The sequence below is a fragment of the Pseudomonas sp. ICMP 10191 genome (genome assembly GCF_001467335.1).
In the GTDB taxonomy this organism is placed as follows: domain Bacteria; phylum Pseudomonadota; class Gammaproteobacteria; order Pseudomonadales; family Pseudomonadaceae; genus Aquipseudomonas; species Aquipseudomonas cerasi.
This window is the reverse complement of sequence record NZ_LKGW01000024.1, coordinates 49,991-67,007: the sequence shown is the minus strand read 5'-3', so window position 1 is coordinate 67,007 and position 17,017 is coordinate 49,991. Positions and strand designations below refer to the sequence as shown.

Sequence of the window (17,017 nt, the reverse complement as noted above, 5' to 3'; positions counted from 1 at the left end):
TTACGCGGCAATCGACGTCTTGAGCTTGTTCATCGCGCTTTTTTCCAGCTGACGAATACGCTCTGCAGAAACGTTGTACTTCTGCGCCAGGTCGTGCAGCGTGGCTTTTTCTTCTGCCAGCCAGCGCTGGTAGAGGATGTCGCGGCTGCGTTCGTCCAGCACGTCCAGCGCCTGATGCAGATTGGCGGTGGAGTTGTCGGTCCAGTCGGAGTCTTCCAGTTGACGCGCCGGGTCGTAGCGGTGGTCTTCCAGATAATTGGCTGGCGACTGGAACGCACTGTCGTCATCCGCCTCGGCTGCCGGGTCGAAGGCCATGTCATGGCCCGTCAGACGGCTTTCCATCTCACGCACTTCACGCGGCTCGACGCCCAGGCTTTCAGCGACGCGATGCACTTCATCGTTGTTCAGCCAGGCCAGACGCTTCTTCTGGCTGCGCAGGTTGAAGAACAGCTTGCGCTGCGCCTTGGTCGTGGCGACCTTGACGATGCGCCAGTTACGCAGGATGAACTCGTGAATTTCAGCCTTGATCCAGTGCACGGCGAAGGACACCAGACGCACGCCCATTTCCGGGTTGAAACGCTTCACGGCCTTCATCAGACCGACGTTACCTTCCTGGATCAGGTCGGCCTGAGCCAGACCGTAACCCGAATAACTGCGCGCGATGTGCACGACGAATCGCAGGTGGGCGAGAACCATTTGACGGGCCGCGTCCAGATCCTGCTCATAGTAGAGACTCTCAGCCAGTTCACGCTCCTGCTCGGGCGTCAGCAAGGGAATGCTGTTGACCGTGTGCACGTAGGCCTCGAGGTTCGCACCCGGGACTAGAGCATAAGCAGGTTGCAAAGAAGTGGTCATACGAAAAAACCTCCAGCGCACAGGTTATGTGCAGTTCAGCATTAGCCAGATTGACCCGGAACCGCTAACCAAGTTCCTTGATTTTCAGAGGCCAGTCTGGTGAAACAATAATGTGGCTCTACCGGGGCGCCAGTTCACGAAGATGTCGGGCCACCGCAATCCAGGCACCGATATACCCTAACAGAACCGCTCCAAGCAAGAGGGAAAGACCATCACCCATCGGCACACCGGCCAACGCAAAGTCACTTCCATAGAGACCTGCCAGTCCGACAACCGCGCCGTTCAGCCAGTTCAGGCCATAAGCCAGAACGCCCCAGGACAGGATGCCCGCCCCGAAGCCGTACAGCGCGCCCATATAAAGGAAAGGCCTGCGCACGTAGCTGTCGGTACCGCCCACCAGCTTGATCACTTCGATTTCGATGCGGCGGTTTTCAATGTGTAGACGAATTGTGTTACCAATTACTAACAGCAAAGCCGAGACCAGCAGAACCGTCAAGCCGAAAACGAAACGGTCACCCAGTTTGAGGATCGCGGCCAGCCTTTCGACCCAGACCAGGTCCAGTTGCGCCTGTTCTACTTTAGGTAATCCGGCGAGTCGCGTACGCAAGGCTTCCAGCGCAGGTTTGTCCACTTCGTCCGGCGTCACCAGCACCACGCCCGGAAGCGGGTTCTCTGGCAATTCCTTGAGCGCCTCGCCCAACCCGGACTGCTGCTTGAACTCCCCCAATGCTTGTTCGCTGCTGATGTACTCGGCATCTGCCACACCGGGCATCGCCTTGATTTCATCGCGCAGGCGCGTGCCGTCGGCAGTACTGGCATCCAGATTCAGATAAATCGAAATCTGCGCCGCGCGCTGCCATGAGCCACCCAGACGCTCGACATTGCTCAGCAGCAACGACAAGCCCATCGGCAGGCTCAAGGCAATCGCCATCACCAGACACGTAAAAAAGCTGCCAATCGGCTGTTTGCCCAGGCGTCGCAGGCTGTCCAGTAGACTGGAACGATGGCTTTCCAGCCAGGCGGACATCAGCGCACTGAAATCAGGGCCATCGTCATCGTGGTCGTGGCGCTGCTTTTTCTGTTTCGGCGGTAGCGGATCGGCCGCTTTTGGCGCGACGCGCTCTGAAACCTTGGGGCTGCGTGTGGCACTCATACTCCGGCCTCCCCATCACCGATCAGACGACCGCGCTGCAGGGTCAGCATGCGATGGCGCATGCGGGCGATCAATGCCAGATCGTGACTGGCAATCAGCACGCTGGTCCCCAGTCGGTTGATATCTTCAAACACCCCCATGATCTCCGCCGCCAGCCGTGGGTCGAGGTTACCGGTCGGTTCATCGGCGAGCAGCAGGGCCGGACGGTGAACAATGGCGCGGGCAATGCCGACACGCTGTTGCTGACCGGTAGAGAGATCACCCGGGTACAGCTCGGCCTTGTCGGACAACGCTACCCGCTCAAGCGCCGAATCGACCCGCTTGGCGATCTCGGGCTTGGACAGGCCGAGGATCTGCAAGGGCAACGCAATGTTGTTGAACACCGTGCGATCGAACAGCAACTGGTGATTCTGGAATACCACGCCGATCTGACGACGCAGAAACGGGATTTGTGCGTTGCTGATTTGCCCAAGGTCCTGACCGGCCAGCATCAGTTTGCCGGTGGTCGGACGCTCCATGGCCAGCAACAGGCGCAGCAGCGTGCTTTTGCCGGCACCGGAATGACCGGTGACGAACAAAAACTCGCCGCGACGTACTCGAAAGCTCAGTTCATGCAACCCGACATGTCCATTCGGGTAGCGCTTACCGACCTGCTCGAATCGAATCATGGACGCTCCCGCTCCGCAAACAGTGCCTGAACAAAGGGTTCGGCCTCGAAGGTACGCAGATCATCGATACCTTCACCAACGCCGATATAGCGAATCGGCAAGCCGAACTGCTTGGCCAAAGCGAAAATCACGCCGCCCTTGGCGGTGCCGTCCAGCTTGGTCAGCGCCAGCCCGGTCAGCGTGACGGTCTGGTTGAATTGCTTGGCCTGATTGATAGCGTTCTGCCCGGTGCCTGCATCGAGGACCAGCAGGACTTCGTGAGGGGCATCTGCGTCCAGCTTGCCGATCACGCGGCGAACCTTCTTCAGCTCCTCCATCAGATTGTCCTTGGTGTGCAGACGTCCGGCGGTGTCGGCGATCAGCACGTCGATGCCACGAGCCTTGGCAGCCTGCACGGCATCGAAGATGACAGAAGCCGAGTCGGCACCGGTGTGCTGAGCGATGACCGGTATGTGATTACGCTCACCCCAGACCTGCAATTGCTCGACGGCTGCAGCGCGGAACGTGTCGCCCGCCGCCAGCATGACCTTCTTGCCTTCCAGTTGCAGCTTCTTGGCCAGCTTGCCGATGGTGGTGGTCTTGCCCGCGCCATTGACGCCGACCACCAGAATCACGAACGGCTTGTGTTCGGCCTTGATCACCAGCGGTTGCTCGACAGGCTTGAGCATCGCAGCCAGTTCGCCCTGCAACGAGGTGTACAACGCTTGGGCGTCGGTCAACTGCTTGCGCGCGACCTTCTGAGTCAGGCTCTTGATGATGACCGAGGTGGCCTCAACGCCGACATCGGCGGTCAGCAGGCGGGTTTCGATTTCTTCCAGCAGATCATCATCGATGGCCTTCTTGCCCAGAAACAGGCTGGCCATGCCTTCGCCGATGCTGGCACTGGTCTTCGACAGGCCCTGCTTGAGACGCGCAAAGAAGCCGACCTTGCCGGTTTCTGGCTCAGGTGTCGGTGCGGGCGCCGGCACTGCAACCGCTTGCGCAGCAGGCTGAACAGGTTGCGGCATTGCCTGCGCGACCACTGGCTCAGGCTCTGCAACAGGTTGAACCAGGACCGGCTCAGGCATCGCGAGCGGCACGATATCCGCCACCGGCTCCGCTATGACGGGTTCAGGCTCCCGCGGTTCGGGCGCAACAGGGGCATGGTTCTGTTCAGGGATGGCCGGCGTGACATGCGGCTCTCGCTCGTCACTCAATGCCACCGGCTCTTCAGTCACCGGCAAGGTCAGCCAGGGCTGGGGCGACGGAGCACCGGGCTCGACATGACGTTGCGAGGCAGGCTCAGCCGCTTCGACGGTGACTTCAGACACCGATTGCGAGGCAACATGAGGCTCAACCTGCGGCGTCGCTGCAACCTGATCGGCGATCGGGTCGGGTTGCGTCGGGGATGATTCTGCTGGCTTCGACTCGGTTTGCTGCGGCTTCTTGCGCAGCCATCCGAACAGGCCTTTCTTCTCTCCAGCCTCGGCTGGGGTCTTCTTGTCGTCGTTGGAACCAAACATGGAGGACGGCTATCTCAAGGTTGCGGGGCGCCAGAGGGCGACCCGGAAAAATTCTGACATGCAAAACAGACTGCGTTTAGGACTTCTTGTTCACTCATCGGCCGCGTGTGCAGCTACCTTTACCTGCGTTTCAGACAGGTTTCACTCGCAATCGGCCAGTGAAGGCTGTCTCTGAAGCAAACGGATCAGTATCCTAACACCCCCGCGCCCGCCGACGCTAAGTTCAAGCGGGCCGTCCTACAGGTTCAAACTACGAATGAATGCTCTAGCCCGCCGCGCCGCAGGCCTGCTGCTCAGCACAATTTGTCTGCCTTTGACAGCATTGGCTGCTGATCCGCAACCGACTCACGAATTCACCCTCGACAATGGCCTGAAGGTTATTGTTCGCGAAGACCACCGCGCTCCTGTGGTGGTATCGCAGATCTGGTACAAGGTCGGCTCCAGCTACGAAACGCCGGGCCAGACCGGTCTGTCCCACGCACTTGAACACATGATGTTCAAAGGCAGCAGCAAAACCGGGCCGGGCGAGTCCTCGCTGATTCTCCGCGATCTGGGCGCTGAAGAGAATGCGTTCACCAGCGACGACTACACCGCCTATTACCAGGTCCTGGCGCGCGACCGCCTGAACGTCGCGCTGGAACTGGAAGCCGATCGCATGGCAACCCTGAAATTGCCCGCCGACGAATTCAGCCGCGAGATCGAGGTCATCAAGGAAGAGCGTCGCCTGCGTACTGACGACCAGCCAATGGGCAAGGCGTTCGAGCGCTTCAAGGCAATGGCCTACCCTGCCAGCGGCTATCACACGCCGACCATCGGCTGGATGGCGGACCTGGAGCGCATGAAGGTCGAAGAACTGCGCCACTGGTACGAATCCTGGTATGCGCCGAACAACGCCACGCTGGTGGTCGTCGGTGATGTGCAGCCGGACGAAGTCAAAGCCTTGGCAGAGCGCTTCTTCGGGTCGATCCCGCGCCGCGATGTACCGCCTTCGAAAAAACCACTGGAACTGGCCGAGCCAGGCGAGCGCAAGATCACCCTGCACGTCAAAACCCAGTTGCCGAGTCTGATCTACGGTTTCAACGTACCCAGTGTCGCAACCGCTGAAGATCCCCGCTCGGCGAACGCCCTGCGTCTGATCGCAGCGCTGCTCGACGGTGGCTACAGCGCACGCATTTCATCGCGCCTGGAACGTGGCGAAGAGTTGGTCTCCGGTGCCTCGTCGCGTTACGACGCGTTCGCTCGCGGCGACAGCCTGTTCATGATCAGCGCCACACCCAACCTGCAGAAGAAGAAAACCCTGGCCGATGTGGAAGCCGGGATCTGGCGCCTGCTCGATGAGCTGAAAACCAAGGCACCGTCCGCCGAGGAGCTGGAGCGTGTCCGGGCTCAGGTCATTGCCGGTGTGGTCTACGAGCGCGACTCGATCACCAGCCAGGCGACCATGATCGGAGAGCTGGAAACCGTCGGCCTGTCCTGGAAGCTGATGGACAATGAACTGGAGGCGCTGCAAAGCGTGACCCCGCAAGACATCCAGAAAGCTGCCAACACCTATTTCACCCGTGAGCGCCTCAGCGTTGCGCACGTTCTGCCTGAGGAGAAAGCCAAATGATCACGCGCAATGCTCCACGTCATGCGCTGCTTGGCCTGATCCTGGCCGGTTCGCTCGGCGCCTTTGTCGCACTGCCAGCCCTGGCCGACGACGCGCCTGCCGAGCAGGGCCAGGCCGCTCCCGCGCTGGGCAGCAACCTGCAGACCCTCAAGGAACTGGACGGCAAGGCTCCGGCCCGTCGCGCCCTGAACATCCAGACCTGGAATACCGCCGAGGGCGCCCGGGTGCTGTTCGTGGAATCCCGCGAATTGCCCATGTTCGACATGCGCCTGACGTTCGCCGCCGGTAGCAGCCAGGACCAGAAATCCCCCGGTATTGCCCTGCTGACCAACGCCATGCTCAACGAGGGCATCAAAGGCAAGGACGTCAACGCGATCGCCCAGGGCTTCGAAGGCCTGGGCGCCGACTTCAGCAACGGGTCCTACCGTGACATGGCGGTGGTCTCGTTGCGCAGCCTGAGTGCTGCGGACAAGCGCGATCCGGCCCTGAAGCTGTTCAGTGAGGTCGTGGGCAAGCCCACCTTCCCTGCCGATTCTCTGGCCCGCATCAAGAACCAGTTGATCGCCAGCTTCGAGACTCAGAAACAGAACCCTGGCGCTATCGCCAGCAAGGAACTGTTCAATCGTCTGTACGGTGATCACCCCTACGCTCACCCGAGCGAAGGCGACGCCAAGAGCGTCAACGCCATCACTCTGGCTCAGCTCAAGGCGTTCCACGCCAAAGGCTATGCAGCGGGCAATGCAGTGATTGCTCTGGTCGGAGACCTGTCGCGAGACGACGCGCAGGCCATCGCGGCACAGGTATCTGCCTCGTTGCCCAAAGGCCCGGCGCTGGCCAAGGTCGCTGACCCGGTCGAGCCCAAGGCAGGCACCACGCACATCGAATTTGCCTCCAACCAGACGCACCTGATGCTCGCGCAGTTGGGCATCGACCGTAACGATCCGGACTACGCGGCACTGACCGTGGGTAACTCGGTACTGGGCGGTGGCGGCTTCGGCAGCCGACTGATGACCGAAGTGCGGGAAAAACGCGGCCTGACCTACGGCGTGTCTTCCGGCTTCACTGCCATGCAGGTGGCGGGGCCGTTCATGATCGGCCTGCAGACGCGTGCGGAAATGAGCGAAAACACCCTCAAGCTGGTGCAGGACATCGTTCGCGACTTCCTCGCCAACGGTCCGACTCAGAAAGAAGTCGACGATGTGAAGCGCGAACTGACCGGCAGCTTCCCGCTGACTGCAGCCAGCAATTCGGCCATCGTGGGCCAGTTGGGTGCCATCGGTTTCTACAACCTGCCGTTGACCTACCTCGAGGACTACATGGCCGCCGCGCAGAACGTGACCGTCGAACAGGTGAAAGCGGCAATGAGCAAACACCTCAGCGCTGACAAGATGGTCATCGTCACGGTGGGTCCGACCGTCGAGCAAAAACCCTTGCCGGCGCCGACCGACAAACCCGTCCGCCAACCTGCAGGGGTCCCGGAACACTGATGGCCAATCCACGTCCGAAGGGCCACAACGGCCTGGGTCAGCTTCGTATCATCGGCGGAGAATGGGGCAGCCGCCGCCTGACCTTCCCCGACGCCCCCGGCCTGCGCCCGACACCTGATCGCGTGCGCGAAACCCTGTTCAACTGGCTGGCACCCTACATCGCCGGTGCCCGGGTGCTGGACGTTTTCACGGGCAGCGGCGCGCTGTATTTCGAAGCCTTGTCGCGTGGCGCCAGCATGGGACTGGCCCTGGACAGCAACGCGGCAGCCATCGCCAGCCTGCGCCAGAACCTCAATGCGCTGAACTGCAGCAGCGGTCAGGTCTCCCAGACCGACGCCCTGCGCCACCTGGAAACCGCCACCGCCTCGCCCTTCGACGTGGTGTTCCTCGACCCGCCCTTCCATCAGGACCTGCTGGCTTCAGCCTGCAACCTGCTGGAAAGCCACGGCTGGCTGGCCGACACCGCCTGGATTTACACGGAAAGCGAAACACCGCCATCGACCACCGGCTTGCCGGGCAGCTGGCGATTGCACCGCGAGAAAAAGGCTGGTCAGGTGTATTACGCGTTGTGGCAGCGGGGCCAGGGCTGACAGCTCACGAACCAATGCTCCGCGTTTGGCATGCAGCTCTGAACGTTCCGCGTCCTGTTGACGACGCATAGCGTCATGAAAGGCATTCCCACCTTGGAGCAACTACAACTATCGTGCGACGCTCCGCGTCGCATGCCGTTCTGGACGCTGTGCGTACTCTTTTGCGATGCAGAGCGTCACGAAACGCATCTCTATACGCAACGACACCGTCAAGCCACTTACATCCCGGTCCACTTAATGGCAACGTACAGCTTCAGCCCCTGAACTGATCGTTGAGCAAGCACGTGTCCACACGCCCTACCTTTCTGTCCCATGCCAATCCATTCGTCCCGGCCGTCGGCATGGGCAATCCGCATTTGCAGACGCTTTGGGGGCCGCTGCTGCGCAAGCCGACGCTGCTGGCGCGTACGCGCGAGCGGTTGTGGTTGCAGGACGGGGACTTTCTGGACATGGACTGGCATGGCCCGGATGAGTCCGGTAAACCCTTGGTGCTGGTACTGCACGGCCTGACCGGGTCGTCCAACTCGCCCTATGTTGCCGGCCTGCAAAAGGCCATGGCAGCGCAGGGCTGGCCGAGTGTGGCGTTGAACTGGCGCGGTTGCTCGGGAGAACCCAATTTGCTGTCGCGCAGTTATCACTCAGGCGCGAGCGAGGACCTGGCCGAAGTGATCGCTCATTTGCGCTCGCTGCGGCCATTGGCTCCGATTTATGCGGTGGGGTATTCGCTGGGCGGCAATGTGTTGCTCAAGTACCTCGGCGAATCCGGCGCCAACAGCGATTTACGGGGCGCCGTGGCGGTGTCCGTGCCATTCCGTCTGGACGAATGCGCCAACCGTATCGGCCAAGGCTTCTCGCGGGTTTATCAGCGGCACTTCATGCGCGAAATGCTGGCTTATATCCGTGACAAGCAGCATCGGTTCCAGCATGAAGGCATCAGCGAGGGCCTGGCCGAACTCGCCGCGCTGGGCTCACTGGAGAACATGCGCACCTTCTGGGACTTCGATGGCCGGGTGACTGCGCCGTTGCATGGGTTTACCGATGCCACGGATTATTACCGCAGAGCGTCCAGCCGCTACTACCTGGGCCAGATTCAGACGCCGACGCTGATCATCCAGTCCAGCGACGACCCATTCGTATTCCCTCACAGCCTGCCCGAACCCAGCGAGCTGTCGTCCTGCACCGAATTCGAACTGCACACCAAAGGCGGGCATGTCGGCTTCGTCGAAGGCTCGCTTCGTAATCCGCGTTACTACCTCGAACGCCGCATCCCGCTGTGGCTAAGCGCCGCCCAGGCGCGCGACGGCTCGCCCACGAGTTGATAACGAATCAATCGGCGCCCGTGGCGATTTCCCGTTCAGGATCGGTGATCCATTCACTCCACGAACCCGCATACAGCGTTGCCAGCGGATAGCCGGCCAGACACAGGGCGAACAGGTTGTGGCAGGCGGTGACACCTGAACCGCAATAGGACACCAGACTCTCCGGCGGGCGGCCCTGCAGCTTTTCAGCGAAACGCTGCCTGAGCTGTTCGGGCGGCAAAAAGCGTCCATCGGGACCGAGGTTGTCAGTACAGGCTGCACACTGCGCACCGGGAATATGCCCGGCAACCGGATCCAGAGGTTCTACGTCGCCTCGAAAGCGGGCTTCGGCACGGGCATCGATCAGGGTCATTTCCGGGCGTCCCAGACGACCCTGCAAGCGACTGCCGCTGAGCACCATGGACATGTTCGGCTCGCCGCTGAAATGACCGGGCTCACGATTCGGCGCATCCAGGCTCAACGGCAGCCCCGCAGCGTGCCAGGCCTTCAGCCCGCCATCGAGCAGGTAGACGCCTTCGCGCTTGCCCATCCAGGCCAGCAACCACCAGGCCCGCGCGGCATACATTCCCGGACCATCGTCATACAGCACAACATCGCTGTCGGCGTTGATGCCCCAAGCCTGAAAGCATTGCAGCAAAGCGGCGGGATCGGGCAGTGGATGACGTCCGGTCTTGCCTTTTATAGCAGGCCCGCTGAGGTCGCGCTTCAGATCGGCAAAAGACGCGCCCTCGATACGCCCCTGGGCGTAACTGCGTTGACCGTAGTCGGAATCTTCGAGCGCGTAACGGCAATCGAGAATCACCAGGCCTGGAGTTTTCTGGCGTTCAGCCAGTTGCTCAGGGTTGATCAGTTGCGCAATGGACATGACACACTCCTGTGGCAGAGAACCGACAAGCTGGCTGCTCGTCGGTCCCGGAATTCACATCAGAACCTCGGGCAGTGACGCGTGAAACGTCTTGCACAGGGCATCGAACGCTTCGCGAGCCTGAGGCGCGACAAAAACAGATTCGAGCATAAGTACCTGATAGACGCCACGTCGAATAGCCGATTGGTTGATCTGCGTGGAGTTTTCCCGATTGGTGCACAGAAAGCGCACCCACGACGTCAGGACGATCCAGGTGTTAAGACTGGTCCACTCGATCTGCGACTCATCCATTTTCAGGATGCCCGCCTTGATGAATCCCCGGTAGATGGTCATCGCCTGCATCAGACAGCGGTACGAAAAACGCCGATAACGCCGCGCCAACTCCTCATCCGAGGTCAGCAGGTGCTCAAGATCACGGTGCAGAAAACGGTAGCGCCACATGGCGTCGATAATCGCCAGGAAGTAATCGCGCTTATCCTCAATGGTCGGCGCACGGTCGGCTGGCAGGGTCAGGAAACTGCCGATCAGCATCTCGTACTCGGAGAACAGTTCGGCGATGATCGCCTGCTTGTTGGGAAAGTGGTAATAGAGATTGCCGGGCGAGATTTCCATGTGCGCAGCGATGTGATTGGTGGTCACGCAACGCTCGCCCTGCTGATTGAACAGTTCCAGACTGGTTTGCACGATTCGTTCACGGGTTTTGGTACGCGGTGCCATGCTGGGCCAGGCCACTCTTTGCTGATCAGGTGATGGCAATCTTAGCGCAGGCTGATACTGCGATGGTGGCAGAATCGCGGCGATAAGGGTGTCACGTCGACGCAGGCACACCCGCCCAGGCCAAGACCGGACAGATCGAAAATCCGGATGACATCCCGCTCGTCAATCAGTGTCCGTCTTACAAAGTTTTTCATCGGCCGACCAGCCGCTGTGACTGCGCTAAATAGCCCCAAAATCAGGGATTTCAACATAAACATGGCCGATAATCGGCGCAATACGACGTTTGATACCTGCCGCGCAGCTTGGCCCATCGGGAAGGCTGCGATACCATCCGAGTCCCACAACGGACTCCGACCAGGACGACGCGATGAACCGAGTGTTGTACCCAGGCACCTTCGACCCGATTACCAAGGGCCATGGAGATTTGGTCGAGCGCGCCTCGCGCCTGTTCGACCAAGTGGTCATTGCGGTTGCCGCCAGCCCGAAGAAAAACCCGCTGTTCCCTCTGGAGCAACGCGTCGAGCTGGCCCGCGAAGTCACCAAGCACTTGCCCAATGTGGAGGTGGTCGGTTTTTCGACCCTGCTGGCGCATTTTGCCAAGGAGCAGAATGCCAACGTCTTTCTGCGCGGACTTCGTGCCGTATCGGACTTCGAATACGAATTTCAGTTGGCCAATATGAATCGCCAGCTGGCACCGGACGTCGAAAGCCTGTTCCTGACGCCCTCGGAGCGCTACTCGTTCATATCCTCGACGTTAGTGCGTGAAATCGCCGCGTTGGGCGGTGATATCACCAAATTCGTTCATCCTGCAGTGGCCCAGGCGCTGACCGAGCGCTTCAAGCGCTAGACTCGCTGCATGTGAAGGTGCATCCCGAAGCCTAATGCGGCACAATTCGCCGCATTGGTTTTAATGTGCCCCGGCGTCGGCTGCGGCAGGAGCAATTCATGTCCCTTATCATCACTGACGATTGCATCAATTGCGACGTCTGCGAACCCGAGTGCCCAAACGAGGCGATTTCACAAGGCGAGGAGATCTACGTGATCAATCCGAACCTGTGCACCGAATGCGTCGGTCACTACGACGAGCCTCAATGTCAGCAGGTTTGCCCGGTCGACTGCATCCCTCTGGATGAGAATCATGTCGAGAGCAAAGAGCAGTTGATGGACAAGTACCGGATCATCACCAGCAGGGCTTGATTACGCCTTCACTGCTGCTTGCCGTACCCGTCGCCCGTGCAACCCAGACAACGCACGAAGGCTGCCTTGCCCGGATCCACCACCAGCGCCTTGCCTGTTGCCCCAAGGTTGCCGCCTGCCGCCGCAAAAGGCGCAGCGATCACGAACAGTCCTGTACCGATAACGGTGGCCGCGATCAACAAGGGTCGGGCAATCAGAAGGTCACCGATCATGGCAAACGCAGGTGGGTTCTGGATGGTGTAGACCGGATCGCCGCTGCCTGTGGTGACATCGGCGGCCACCGCTGGCAGCGCCTGCAGGCCGATGAACAACGCCAGCGCGGCAGCGAGAATACGAAACGGGCTCATGGCTTGATCCTTCAGGCGTCGCAAATAATTAAGGTGCCATCACTATAAACAGGGCTGTGGGTTAAGCAAATGGCCCAGAGCCCCTGTCATCTGTATTTCAGCGCTGACATTTCGGGCAATACACGCTGGCGCGCTGGCCGAGCTTGACTTCACGCAGCGTCGTACCGCACACCTTGCATGGCTGACCGCCACGACCATACGCAAACAATTCCTGCTGGAAATACCCAGGCTTGCCGTCACCGCCGATGAAGTCACGCAGGGTGGTGCCGCCACGTTCTATAGCGTAGGCCAGAATGCGTTTGATCTCGATGGCCAGCTTCAGGTAACGCGCGCGGGACACACTGCCCGCTTCGCGGCGCGGGTCGATGCCGGCGGCGAACAGCGCTTCGGTCGCATAGATATTGCCCACCCCGACCACAACGGCGTTGTCCATGACGAACGGCTTGACCGCGATCGACTTGCCACGCGAGCGCTCGTAAAGACGCTCGCCATCGAAAAGATCGGTCAGCGGCTCCGGCCCCAGGCGGATCAACAGTTCATGGTTGTGCGGATCGAGACTCCAGAGCATCGCGCCAAAACGACGCGGGTCGGTGTAACGCAAGGCCAGCCCGGACTCCAGTTCGATGTCGACGTGCTCATGTTTGAGCGCCGGAAGCCCGGCTTCGACCAGACGCAGATTCCCGGACATACCCAGGTGACTGATCAGGGTGCCCACCTCGGCCTGGATCAGCAGGTACTTGGCGCGTCGATCCACCTGCACGATACGCTGGCCGGACAGGCGAACGTCCAGATCCTCGGGAATGGGCCAGCGCAAGCGGCTGTCGCGCACGATCACGCGGCTGACGCGCTGACCTTCAAGATGCGGCGCAATGCCACGACGGGTGGTTTCGACTTCAGGTAATTCAGGCATGGACAACTCGGTCGTGCAGAAAGGACAGGCCGGGGCGGCGCCGGATCAGCGCGCGCCCAGCTCGCGGATGCTTTCCCTCAGGTATTCAAAGTCATATTCGGACAGGCCCACGTAGTCCAGCACCAGCGCACCGATGCATTCCCACTCGTGATCCTCGTCCTGATTGCCCAGCACCCGATAGGACTGGCAGATATGCTCGGCCATTTTCAGCGGAGCCAGGAGGTTCTTGAGCGTGGCATTGCGACTGGTATCGTCCAGGAAAATCGCCAATGCGTTGTGATGATTGGCAATCGCGTCGGTAACGTGTGCAGGCAGACGCCAGGATTTGGCCGTGTAATAGCCGACGACCGAATGGTTGGTGTCGAAGGCGCTGTTTTCGGTATCGACGATGCGGCAATCGGGCCCCGCGTTGGCGTAGGCCTCTTCCAGCACCGGCATGTAGTTGGGAAAACGCTTGAGCATCAGCGGTATGCCGCAGTCGTGAAACAGGCCCAGGGCATAGGATTCGTCCACCGTCTGCGAGCCAATGCGCTTGGCCAGGGTCAGACTGGTCATCGCGACATCCTGCGCCGTATCCCAGAAACGGTTGAGCGCGACGATGGTTTCATCGGTCATCTCGCCCCTGATCGACTGCGCGTTGATCAGGTTGATCACAGTCCGACTGCCCAGCAGGTTTACCGCCTTGTCGATCGAGGCAATCTTGTTGGACAGGCCGTAGTGTGGAGAGTTGACGATCTTCAACAACGCCCCGGACAACCCGGGATCCTGAGCGATCAATCGTGCAATCGCTCCCAGGTCCGGATCGGGCATGTATTGCTCCATCTGCAGATCCACCATGATTTGCGGCTGCGGAGGCACACTGATGCCCTGCAACGCTTGCTGGATCTGTTCTGGGCTTAGCTCTTCGGACATAGGAATTCACTCACCTTGATGACTGGATTCTGACCCCTTGCGGAGAAACGGTCCATCACCCGAGACGAAGATATTCTCGGAACTTTGCCTTATACGAAGCTTCGGACGTTGTGTTAACGGCGTAAACGGCGGCTTCAAAAAGGCCTGCCAGACGCTACTCTTAAGCCCGACACTGGAGGATCCCATGTCTAAAGCATTGACTGGCAAACGCATAGCAATTCTTGTAACCGACGGTTTCGAACAGGTTGAATTGACCGGTCCGAAAGAAGCGCTGGAGCAAGCAGGTGCCACCGTGGAAATCCTTTCCGCTGAAGAGGGCAAGGTCAAAGGCTGGAATCACGACAAACCTGCCGATGACTTCAAGATCGACGGCACGTTCAAGGCTGCCAACGCCAGTGACTATCATGGCGTGGTACTGCCGGGCGGTGTGCAGAACTCCGACACCATCCGCATAGACAGCGACGCGCAAAAGATCGTCAAGGACATCGAAGCCTCGGGCAAGCCGGTAGCGGTTATCTGCCATGGCAGCTGGCTGTTGATCTCGGCCGGCCTGGTAAAAGGCAAAACCCTGACCAGCTTCAAGACGCTGAAAGATGACCTGGTCAACGCGGGCGCAAAATGGGTCGATCAGGAAGTCGTCACCGACGGCAAACTGATCAGCAGCCGCCAGCCCGATGATATCCCCGCCTTCAACAGCAAACTGATCGAAGCGCTGTCTGCCTGACAGATTCCTTCAGTTAATTGCAGTCATCCCGGCCCAGCGCCGGTATGACGCGCTATAATCCCGCTCTTTTTTCAGGAGCGACGTCATGTCCCTGCCTAGCTTGCGCCTCAAAGCCAACGCCGACCGCCGCTTGCGCGCCGGTCATCTGTGGGTCTACAGCAACGAGATCGATGTAGCCGCCACTCCACTGCATGGTTTTGCAGCCGGTGATCAGGCCATCCTCGAAGCTGCGGGCGGCAAGCCGCTGGGCATCGTCGCCATGAGCCCCAACAACCTGATCTGCGCACGCCTGCTGTCCCGCGACATCAAGCTGCCGCTCGACAAGTCGCTGCTCGTCCATCGCCTCAACGTTGCGCTGTCGCTGCGTGAACGCCTGTTCGACAAGCCTTTCTACCGTTTGACCTACGGCGACTCCGACCTGCTGCCGGGTCTGGTAGTCGACCGTTTTGGTGACATTCTGGTCGTTCAACTGGCCTCGGCCACGATGGAAAACCACAAGGAAGACATCATTGCGGCGCTGGTTCAGGTCATCAAGCCAAGCGGCATTCTGTTCAAGAACGATTCGGCGGCTCGCGATGCGGAAGGCCTGAATCGTTACGTCGAAACCGTTTTCGGTCTGGTGCCGGAATGGGTTGCGCTGGAAGAGAACGGCGTGAAGTTCGAAGCACCGGTCATGGCCGGGCAAAAAACCGGCTGGTTCTATGACCACCGCATGAACCGCGCGCGCATCGCCCCTTATGTCAAAGGCAAGCGTGTGCTGGACCTGTACAGCTACATCGGCGGCTGGGGCATTCAGGCAGCGGCTTTCGGTGCCAGCGACGTCACCTGCGTCGACGCGTCGTCCTTCGCCCTCGATGGCGTGGAGCGCAACGCAGCCCTGAACGGTTTTGCCGAAAAGATGACCTGCATCGAAGGCGATGTTTTCGAAGCGCTCAAGGAACTGAAAGCCGCAGAAGAGCGTTTCGACGTAATCGTCGCCGACCCGCCTGCATTCATCAAACGCAAGAAAGACATGAAAAACGGTGAAGGCGCCTACCGCCGCCTGAACGAGCAAGCCATGCGCCTGCTCAGCAAGGACGGCATTCTGGTCAGCGCGTCGTGCTCGATGCACCTGCCGGAAGACGACCTGCAGAACATCCTCCTGACCAGCGCCCGCCATCTGGACCGCAACATCCAGCTGCTCGAGCGCGGCGGCCAGGGCCCGGACCATCCGGTACACCCGGCCATTGCCGAAACGCGCTACATCAAGAGCATCACCTGCCGGCTGCTGCCCAACAGCTGATACCAAAGCGCCTGAACCCCGTTAACTCTCATGCCAATGCTCTGCGTTGGCATGCCTTTCCAGACGCTCTGCGTCCTCCCGATCAAACCCTGCCCACCACCATTCGCACGCCCAGCAACAGCAGAAAGTGCAGCGGGTAGATCGCATAGGCCCAGCGCCGCATCGGGATCACTGCGAACCCGGGCTTTGCCCGCAGCAGCGCGATGCCCAGTACAGGCGCCAACACGCAGGTGAGTATCGAACCGATGGAAATCGGATCGCCCCAACTCGCACCGGCAAACATCTGCGACCAGGCATTACCCGCCAGACAAAAGACCGCCGGAAATATCGCATACCAAAGCCTTCTTTCCAGCACCAGCACAAAGACCAGCGGCAGCAATACACCGGCAAAGCCAAACATCAGGTATTTCTGGAAGATCGCCGTCAGCAGCAGTGCGACAAGGGCCATCACTCGGGTCGTCGGATTGCGATGCTGCCAGCCCTGAGCGATCACCAGCCCCAGTAGCAGCGTCGGCATTACATTCAGCACTGTGGCGTCAGCCATGAACAGCCGATAGGGGATCTCCGCCAGCCCGGCAAACACCAGCAACCAGCCCAGATAACGCCATTGCACCCGCGGGGCCACGATGGCTGCGCTGCGCCGGGAAAGATTCACAGCGATTGCCAGGCAGAACCAGGGAAAGGCAAAACGCCCCGGCACGTATAGAAAATCGACTGACCAGCCCACATAGCGAAGGTGGTCAAGCACCATACTCAACATCGCCAGCCACTTGAGCAGGTCCAGCGCCTTGTTGCGTCCGGGCAGAAAAGGCGGGTTGGAAAGATCCATAGTGCTCCTGAATGAGGAATTGCGTCATGCAGCCAACACATGACCGAACCT

18 protein-coding genes are annotated in these 17,017 nt (G+C 60.0%); 8 read left to right on the top strand and 10 right to left on the bottom strand.

What is annotated here, in order from left to right:
• From rpoH to ftsY, 4 genes are all read right to left on the bottom strand, one after another.
• Window positions 1-855, bottom strand: coding sequence for an RNA polymerase sigma factor RpoH (rpoH, locus tag AO388_RS03540; protein ID WP_002555629.1), 855 nt, complete (start codon window positions 853-855; stop codon window positions 1-3).
• A gap of 118 nt (window positions 856-973) precedes the next feature.
• Complete coding sequence (gene ftsX / locus AO388_RS03535) at window positions 974-2,008, bottom strand: permease-like cell division protein FtsX (protein WP_003372518.1); 1,035 nt, start codon at window positions 2,006-2,008, stop codon at window positions 974-976.
• Window positions 2,005-2,676 carry a cell division ATP-binding protein FtsE gene (gene ftsE / locus AO388_RS03530; protein WP_002555631.1) on the bottom strand — a complete coding sequence of 224 codons (672 nt, stop codon included), beginning with the start codon at window positions 2,674-2,676 and terminating at the stop codon, window positions 2,005-2,007. The genes ftsX and ftsE overlap by 4 nt, the downstream gene beginning before the upstream one ends.
• The gene (ftsY, locus tag AO388_RS03525) at window positions 2,673-4,178 is read right to left on the bottom strand and encodes a signal recognition particle-docking protein FtsY (protein ID WP_058396367.1); all 1,506 of its coding nucleotides are present in this window, start codon (window positions 4,176-4,178) and stop codon (window positions 2,673-2,675) included. The genes ftsE and ftsY overlap by 4 nt, the downstream gene beginning before the upstream one ends.
• Before the next feature lie 256 nt (window positions 4,179-4,434).
• Between ftsY and AO388_RS03520 the strand changes: the two genes are divergently transcribed.
• The 4 genes from AO388_RS03520 (at window position 4,435) to AO388_RS03505 (ending at window position 9,183) form a co-directional block, all read left to right on the top strand.
• Window positions 4,435-5,787, top strand: coding sequence for a M16 family metallopeptidase (locus AO388_RS03520; RefSeq protein ID WP_003372526.1), 1,353 nt, complete (start codon window positions 4,435-4,437; stop codon window positions 5,785-5,787).
• Window positions 5,784-7,274, top strand: coding sequence for a M16 family metallopeptidase (locus AO388_RS03515; RefSeq protein WP_058416052.1), 1,491 nt, complete (start codon window positions 5,784-5,786; stop codon window positions 7,272-7,274). Before AO388_RS03520 ends, AO388_RS03515 begins: the two co-directional genes overlap by 4 nt.
• A complete protein-coding gene (gene rsmD, locus AO388_RS03510) occupies window positions 7,274-7,864 on the top strand; it encodes a 16S rRNA (guanine(966)-N(2))-methyltransferase RsmD (RefSeq protein ID WP_058416051.1) in 591 nt (196 codons plus the stop codon). Before AO388_RS03515 ends, rsmD begins: the two co-directional genes overlap by 1 nt.
• A 284-nt stretch (window positions 7,865-8,148) precedes the next feature.
• Entirely contained in the window at window positions 8,149-9,183 is a 1,035-nt protein-coding gene (locus AO388_RS03505) for a hydrolase (protein ID WP_032609339.1), read from the top strand.
• 7 nt (window positions 9,184-9,190) lie between these two features.
• Here AO388_RS03505 and AO388_RS03500 read toward each other — a convergent pair whose 3' ends face one another.
• Complete coding sequence (locus AO388_RS03500) at window positions 9,191-10,048, bottom strand: sulfurtransferase (protein ID WP_003432512.1); 858 nt, start codon at window positions 10,046-10,048, stop codon at window positions 9,191-9,193.
• Between the two features lie 54 nt (window positions 10,049-10,102).
• The gene (locus AO388_RS03495; RefSeq protein WP_003432509.1) at window positions 10,103-10,765 is read right to left on the bottom strand and encodes a TetR/AcrR family transcriptional regulator; all 663 of its coding nucleotides are present in this window, start codon (window positions 10,763-10,765) and stop codon (window positions 10,103-10,105) included.
• Window positions 10,766-11,132: 367 nt separating this feature from the next.
• Here AO388_RS03495 and coaD point away from each other — a divergent pair, with 367 nt between their 5' ends.
• A complete protein-coding gene (gene coaD / locus AO388_RS03490; protein WP_003348749.1) occupies window positions 11,133-11,612 on the top strand; it encodes a pantetheine-phosphate adenylyltransferase in 480 nt (159 codons plus the stop codon).
• 98 nt (window positions 11,613-11,710) lie between these two features.
• Window positions 11,711-11,962: a YfhL family 4Fe-4S dicluster ferredoxin gene (locus AO388_RS03485; RefSeq protein ID WP_054081730.1), complete on the top strand. Its 252-nt coding sequence runs from the start codon at window positions 11,711-11,713 to the stop codon at window positions 11,960-11,962.
• Between the two features lie 8 nt (window positions 11,963-11,970).
• Here the strand turns inward: AO388_RS03485 and AO388_RS03480 are convergent, their stop codons facing one another.
• The 3 genes from AO388_RS03480 to AO388_RS03470 form a co-directional block, all read right to left on the bottom strand.
• Window positions 11,971-12,309 (bottom strand): hypothetical protein, encoded by a 339-nt coding sequence (locus AO388_RS03480; protein WP_003372544.1) that lies wholly within the window; start codon window positions 12,307-12,309, stop codon window positions 11,971-11,973.
• A gap of 97 nt (window positions 12,310-12,406) precedes the next feature.
• Complete coding sequence (mutM, locus tag AO388_RS03475; protein ID WP_003372546.1) at window positions 12,407-13,219, bottom strand: bifunctional DNA-formamidopyrimidine glycosylase/DNA-(apurinic or apyrimidinic site) lyase; 813 nt, start codon at window positions 13,217-13,219, stop codon at window positions 12,407-12,409.
• A gap of 45 nt (window positions 13,220-13,264) precedes the next feature.
• Window positions 13,265-14,077, bottom strand: a complete 813-nt coding sequence (locus AO388_RS03470) for an HDOD domain-containing protein (protein WP_170846043.1) — start codon at window positions 14,075-14,077, stop codon at window positions 13,265-13,267.
• A 238-nt stretch (window positions 14,078-14,315) separates the two neighbouring features.
• Here AO388_RS03470 and AO388_RS03465 point away from each other — a divergent pair, with 238 nt between their 5' ends.
• Together AO388_RS03465 and AO388_RS03460 are read left to right on the top strand one after the other, a co-directional pair.
• Window positions 14,316-14,855, top strand: coding sequence for a type 1 glutamine amidotransferase domain-containing protein (locus AO388_RS03465; protein ID WP_032612331.1), 540 nt, complete (start codon window positions 14,316-14,318; stop codon window positions 14,853-14,855).
• An 85-nt stretch (window positions 14,856-14,940) separates the two neighbouring features.
• A complete protein-coding gene (locus AO388_RS03460) occupies window positions 14,941-16,137 on the top strand; it encodes a class I SAM-dependent rRNA methyltransferase (RefSeq protein WP_003372549.1) in 1,197 nt (398 codons plus the stop codon).
• 82 nt (window positions 16,138-16,219) lie between these two features.
• On the opposite strand, the gene AO388_RS03455 is transcribed toward AO388_RS03460, so the two are convergent.
• The gene (locus AO388_RS03455; protein WP_058397144.1) at window positions 16,220-16,966 is read right to left on the bottom strand and encodes a TraX family protein; all 747 of its coding nucleotides are present in this window, start codon (window positions 16,964-16,966) and stop codon (window positions 16,220-16,222) included.
• Window positions 16,967-17,017 lie beyond the last annotated feature (51 nt).

Bases quoted from the DNA above. Each gene is read 5' to 3' on its own strand.
- ftsX (WP_003372518.1), bottom strand. From the start codon at position 2,008: ATGAGTGCCACACGCAGCCCCAAGGTTTCAGAGCGCGTCGCGCCAAAA.
- AO388_RS03500 (WP_003432512.1), bottom strand. From the start codon at position 10,048: ATGTCCATTGCGCAACTGATCAACCCTGAGCAACTGGCTGAACGCCAG.
- AO388_RS03455 (WP_058397144.1), bottom strand. From the start codon at position 16,966: ATGGATCTTTCCAACCCGCCTTTTCTGCCCGGACGCAACAAGGCGCTG.
- AO388_RS03485 (WP_054081730.1), top strand. From the start codon at position 11,711: ATGTCCCTTATCATCACTGACGATTGCATCAATTGCGACGTCTGCGAA.
- AO388_RS03520 (WP_003372526.1), top strand. From the start codon at position 4,435: ATGAATGCTCTAGCCCGCCGCGCCGCAGGCCTGCTGCTCAGCACAATT.
- ftsY (WP_058396367.1), bottom strand. From the start codon at position 4,178: ATGTTTGGTTCCAACGACGACAAGAAGACCCCAGCCGAGGCTGGAGAG.
- rpoH (WP_002555629.1), bottom strand. From the start codon at position 855: ATGACCACTTCTTTGCAACCTGCTTATGCTCTAGTCCCGGGTGCGAAC.
- coaD (WP_003348749.1), top strand. From the start codon at position 11,133: ATGAACCGAGTGTTGTACCCAGGCACCTTCGACCCGATTACCAAGGGC.
- AO388_RS03460 (WP_003372549.1), top strand. From the start codon at position 14,941: ATGTCCCTGCCTAGCTTGCGCCTCAAAGCCAACGCCGACCGCCGCTTG.
- AO388_RS03465 (WP_032612331.1), top strand. From the start codon at position 14,316: ATGTCTAAAGCATTGACTGGCAAACGCATAGCAATTCTTGTAACCGAC.
- AO388_RS03480 (WP_003372544.1), bottom strand. From the start codon at position 12,309: ATGAGCCCGTTTCGTATTCTCGCTGCCGCGCTGGCGTTGTTCATCGGC.
- mutM (WP_003372546.1), bottom strand. From the start codon at position 13,219: ATGCCTGAATTACCTGAAGTCGAAACCACCCGTCGTGGCATTGCGCCG.
- AO388_RS03515 (WP_058416052.1), top strand. From the start codon at position 5,784: ATGATCACGCGCAATGCTCCACGTCATGCGCTGCTTGGCCTGATCCTG.
- ftsE (WP_002555631.1), bottom strand. From the start codon at position 2,676: ATGATTCGATTCGAGCAGGTCGGTAAGCGCTACCCGAATGGACATGTC.
- AO388_RS03495 (WP_003432509.1), bottom strand. From the start codon at position 10,765: ATGGCACCGCGTACCAAAACCCGTGAACGAATCGTGCAAACCAGTCTG.
- rsmD (WP_058416051.1), top strand. From the start codon at position 7,274: ATGGCCAATCCACGTCCGAAGGGCCACAACGGCCTGGGTCAGCTTCGT.